This is a genomic window from Roseateles sp. PN1, assembly GCF_038419725.1.
Lineage (GTDB): Bacteria > Pseudomonadota > Gammaproteobacteria > Burkholderiales > Burkholderiaceae_C > Paucibacter_A.
The window spans coordinates 1-3,694 of the sequence record NZ_JBCARA010000027.1 but is presented as its reverse complement, the minus strand read 5'-3'; the positions used below and the strand labels follow the sequence as shown (position 1 = coordinate 3,694).

Sequence of the window (3,694 nt, the reverse complement as noted above, 5' to 3'; positions counted from 1 at the left end):
GTGCAATGAATTCCTCCGCCTCCAGCGGCAATGGCGTCGATGTTGAGTTGAACCACTTCGCGACCGTGGAAGTGCTCTCGTAAAGCTGAGCGGCAATTGGCGTCCGCGCGCTCGTCCCCGAACTGAGGTGCAATCACGGCACCATTGCAGACATAAAAGTTGATGTAACCGGCCGCAAACTCGGGTGATTCGAGCGTGGGGCGGACGCGTCCCGGGCCTTTGAGAACGACCACCTTGAGGCGGCGGCCGCGTGCATCGCTGGCTTGGCGAAGGATTCTCAGATGCTCTTGGGTCACCGCATGGTCGTAGGAGTTTGGGTCATCGTCCAAGCCGGCGATAACAACACCGGGCGTGGCGAACCGGGCGTAAAAATCGGTGTGACCGTCTGTGATGTCCTTGCCGGCAATGCCGGGCAGCCAGATGATCTTCTGTAGTCCAAGCAGGCGCTTGAGTTCGGTCTCGCAAGCTGCTTTACTGAGGCCAGGGTTGCGGTTGCGGTTGAGAACGCAGCTTTCGGTGATGATGGCCGTGCCCTGACCGTCGACTTCAATGCCACCGCCCTCTAAAACCAACTGCGTACTGAGGCGCGGTACCCCTGCTTGTTCACACACGAATTCGGCCACTTCGGCATCTCGGTCATGCGCTTGCTTGCCGCCCCAGCCATTGAAATTGAAGTCCACGCCGGCAAGCTCACCGGCCGTGTTCTTCACAAACACCGGGCCGGTGTCGCGCATCCATAGATCGTCCACCGGCTGGACGAAGAGCTTGATCTTGTTGCCGCAAAGGCGTGCAGCGAGGTCATGGTCCTCTTCGCGAACCAACATATGAACCGGCTCAAACGCTGAGATAGTGCGGGCGATGCCGGCCAAATGCTCGCGCACGGGCCGAAGAAGACGACGACCCCAGACCTCTTCGCTGGGCCCGAAAGACATCCAAGTGGCGGTGTGCGGCTCAGCTTCATCGGGCATATGCCAGCCCGCAGCGGCGGTACCTTGGGCAGGCAAACTGCCGAGAGAGGCCAAGCTCATCGCTTGCAGCAGGCGGCGGCGAGTCAGATAGGGATTCATAGGGGACTCCTGGCTGAGTTTGCAGTCTAAACGGGCTCTTGTTGGGTGGTGCAATGGATGCCACCTCCGCCAGCTGCGATCGCGTCGACGTCAATCTGCACAATTTGGTGATTAGGCAATTGGGCCGCCATGGTGGCGCGAGCAGCCCGGTCGGCCGCTGCATCGCCGAATTCGGGCAAGAACAGTGCTTTCTCGGTCAGCAGGAAGTTGACATAGCCGGCCGCAAAGTTTTGGCTCGCAAACGCGGGGCGGACTTGATTTGGCGACTCCAGCGTCACGACTTCAAGTGGCCTGCCTTGAGCATCCCGGGCAGTGCGCAGAAGCTCCAGATGACGGCGGGTCACCGCGTAGTCGAAGGAACTGCTGTCGCGCTCCAATGCGGCCGCCACCACGCCGGGCTTGATGAAGCGGGCATAGAAGTCGGTATGGCCGTCGGTGATGTCCTTGCCGGCAATGCCTGGTAGCCAGATGATCTTCTCCAGACCCAAGACGCGTTTGAGTTCGAGCTCGGCTTGCGCCTTGCTCACGCCGGGATTGCGATTGGCGTTGAGCACACAGCTCTCGGTGATGATGGCGCTGCCTTGGCCATCGACCTCAATGGCGCCCCCTTCCAGCACCAGGCTGCTGCGCAGCAGTGGCACACCTGCCATGTCGGCCATGCGAGCGGCGACAGTGCCATCACGGGCATGGCTCTGCTTGCCGCCCCAGCCATTGAAGTTGAAGTTCACGGCCGCACGTTCACCACGACCGTTTTTCACAAACAAGCAGCCGGTATCTCGGATCCATAAATCGTCGATTTCATGAGTCACCAACTGCACGCCGGGGCCACAAAGCCGCTGCGCTTGGCTGATGTCATCAGGGCTGACCAACATCTTCACCGGCGCAAAGGCGCTGATGGCATTGGCAATGCGGGCCAGGGCTTGCTGCACCGGCTGGCGCAATGCCGCAGGCCAAACGGCCTCGCGTGCAGCAAACGCCATCCAAACGGCGCGATGCGGTCCAGCTTCATCGGGCATGCGCCAAACGTCGGTGTTGGGTGTCGGGCTAGGCTGCGGTTTGGGAGCAGGAGCGGGTTCCATGCTTTGTGGTTCTGCGCCGCCGCCACAAGCAGTCAAAAGGCCATTCACCAAGCCGAGGCCACCAATGCCCAAGAGGGCTCGTCTCGTCGTCATAAATTCAGGGTTTTTACTAGGGTGGCGAATTCTGACGGCTTCAACCCATCTGCAATACTGATTTTTATTGGCCTCACTGATCGATTCTGCTCATATCAATCTCAGTTCGACTGGGAGTAACGCAGCAAGCTGTCGAACACGCCGCGCACCAGTGGCAGGCGTGATTCCCCGGCGGTGCGGGAGATCCACACGGTGCCCAAAGGCAGCGTCGGATAGGGCGCCACTCTCACAAGCCGCCCGCTGCGCAGCGCATCGTCGGCCAGCAAGCTCGACAACAAGGCCAGCCCACGGCCGCGCAGGGCTGCATCCAATACCAGGCGGGTGTCATCGTAGATAGCCACCTTGCGTAGCGCGCTGAAATGCTCGCGGATGAAGGGCCCGACGCGGTCACTGGTGAGGTCGCCCTCATGGCACAGCAGACCCGTTTGCTGTGCGTGTTGCTCGGGGCGAGCCGCGGGCAGGCGTTGGGCCAATTCGGGTGTGCAGACGGCGACTAATTCGTCGCTGAGTAGGGGCACTTCGAAGACGCCTTGCTGTCTAAGTGGTTCTCGCGTTATGGCAATGTCCACGTCCATCTCGTCGATACAGCGGGCCGTCTCGTCGATCGAGATGATGGGGCACAGCAGGGGGTGCTCTTGCAGCAGGCGCTCCACGCGTGCTTGCAGCCAACCTTGCGCAACCGGGGCCGGGCACACCAGGGTGACCAGGTTCTCATCCATATAGGTCTCGATACGCGCTAGGCCGCCGCGGATCTGTTCGAGTGACTTGGTGGCGCTGTCCAGCAGTAGGCGCCCCGCCACCGTGAGCTCTACGCCGCGACCCTTGCGTCGGAAAAGCGGCTGCCCGACCTGTTCTTCCAACTGCGAAATCTGGTGGCTGATGGCTGATTGCGAGACGCACAACTCGTCCGCCGCACGCGAATAGTTGCCCAGGCGAGCCGCTGCCTCAAAGCCGAGCAGAAACTTGAAGGAAGGCAGTCTGGTGTTTGACATATGAGTGGAGTTGATCAATTAACCCAATAAATGTCGCTTTTCTATACATGAAATTCAAATCACAGTAACCCCTATTCCGAAACGCCAACAAGAGGGATACCTTGAACTCGAACGAATTCGACTGCCGAAGCGCTGGTCTGCGCATGCCCGCCGAATGGGAGCCGATGGCCGCCACCTGGCTGGGCTGGCCGGTACTCAGCAACCGCGAGGAACTGTGGGGTGAGCATTACGATGCCGTTTGCCGCGCCTTTGGCCTGCTGGCCCGCACTGTCGCTAGCTATCAGCGTTGCATCGTGGCAGCCCATGCGCCACTGGCTGCCCGGGCGCGTGAGATGTGCGGTCCGCAAGTCAGCGTGGTGCCGATGGCGGTGGAGGACAACTGGCTGCGCGACTGCGGACCGATCTTTCTGGTCGACGAAAACCAAGTCACGCAAAAGGCGGTCGGCTTTCGCTTCAATGCCTG

General features: G+C 60.6%; 4 protein-coding genes. 1 reads left to right on the top strand and 3 read right to left on the bottom strand.

Annotated elements, in window-relative coordinates; genetic code table 11:
- From AABB87_RS22950 to AABB87_RS22940, 3 genes are all read right to left on the bottom strand, one after another.
- A partial coding sequence (locus AABB87_RS22950; protein ID WP_445944905.1) for an agmatine deiminase family protein occupies nt 1–1,028 on the bottom strand: 1,028 nt, incomplete at its 3' end.
- 65 nt (nt 1,029–1,093) lie between these two features.
- A complete protein-coding gene (locus tag AABB87_RS22945) occupies nt 1,094–2,146 on the bottom strand; it encodes an agmatine deiminase family protein (protein ID WP_341973591.1) in 1,053 nt (350 codons plus the stop codon).
- A gap of 194 nt (nt 2,147–2,340) precedes the next feature.
- Entirely contained in the window at nt 2,341–3,231 is an 891-nt protein-coding gene (locus tag AABB87_RS22940; RefSeq protein ID WP_341973590.1) for a LysR family transcriptional regulator, read from the bottom strand.
- Nucleotides 3,232–3,332: 101 nt separating this feature from the next.
- Between AABB87_RS22940 and AABB87_RS22935 the strand changes: the two genes are divergently transcribed.
- Nucleotides 3,333–3,694: agmatine deiminase family protein (locus AABB87_RS22935; protein ID WP_341973589.1), on the top strand; the 362-nt coding region annotated here is incomplete at its 3' end.

Excerpts from the sequence above, each read along its gene's own strand:
- AABB87_RS22945 (WP_341973591.1), bottom strand. The coding sequence starts at position 2,146 with ATGGAACCCGCTCCTGCTCCCAAACCGCAGCCTAGCCCGACACCCAAC.
- AABB87_RS22940 (WP_341973590.1), bottom strand. The coding sequence starts at position 3,231 with ATGTCAAACACCAGACTGCCTTCCTTCAAGTTTCTGCTCGGCTTTGAG.